This window comes from Microcystis sp. M53603_WE2 (assembly GCF_030065435.1).
The window spans coordinates 1-1,025 of sequence record NZ_JASJFF010000322.1 but is presented as its reverse complement, the minus strand read 5'-3'; the positions used below and the strand labels follow the sequence as shown (position 1 = coordinate 1,025).

Annotated in this window: 1 protein-coding gene; it reads left to right on the top strand. The window is 51.3% G+C overall.

Annotated elements, in window-relative coordinates; all coding sequences use genetic code 11:
- Positions 1-1,025: AtzE family amidohydrolase (locus PX481_RS06995; RefSeq protein WP_288094124.1), on the top strand; the 1,025-nt coding region annotated here is incomplete at both ends.

The following is a 1,025-nucleotide window of genomic DNA, read 5'->3' as shown; positions in this document are numbered from 1 at the left end:
GTCGGTGTCTTAGCAGGGATTCCCTTCGCCGTCAAAAATCTCTTTGATATCAAGGGTATTGTCACCCTTGCTGGCTCCAAAATCAATCGAGATCACCCTGCCGCCGGACAAGATGCGATCGCTATACAAACCCTAGAAGCAGCCGGGGCGGTTTTGGTGGGGGCGACCAATATGGATGAGTACGCCTACGGTTTTGTCACCGAAAATGCCCATTATGGGGCCACTCCCAACCCCCTCGATCCTAGTTGCGTCTCGGGGGGATCCTCCGGCGGTTCCGCCGCCGCCGTTGCCGCTAATTTAGTCCCTCTCGCCCTCGGTTCCGATACTAATGGTTCGGTGAGGGTTCCCGCCGCTTGCTGTGGCGTGGTGGGGCTAAAACCCACCTTTGGGCGCGTATCCCGTCAGGGCCTATTTTTGTTCGTTAGTAGTTTGGATCATCTGGGATTTTTTAGCGACAATGTGGCGGATATGACGGCTATTTGGAGTCTTTTTGCCAAAAATAACCTTAAAGCTCCTTTAAATGGCTTAGAGGGCGTAAAAATAGCCCTTGCCGATGATTATTTTCAGCAGGGAGCCGAACCGGAAGTAATCGAGGCGGTGACAGCGATCGCCGAACGTTTAGGAGTTACCAAAAAAATCACCATTCCCGAAACCGCCCGCGCCAGGGCAGCCGCCTATATAATTACCGCTTCCGAGGGCGCAAATTGGCATTTACCGCGTTTACAGACCAGATTAGAGGATTTTGACCCCGCAACCCGGGATCGCTTCTTGGCAGGGGCATTAATTCCCTCTAGCTGGTATTTACAGGCTCAACGTTTTCGCCGTTGGTATCGCGATCGTCTGCGAGAGATTTTCACCGAAGTCGATATTATCCTCACCCCGACGATTCCCTGTATTGCGCCGCCGTTAGGAGTAGAAAAAATGATTATTGACGGGCAAGAGCTATTAATTAGACCTAATTTAGGCAGATTCACCCAACCTTTTTCTTTTATCGGTTTACCTGCCCTTTCGTTGCCGATTAAACG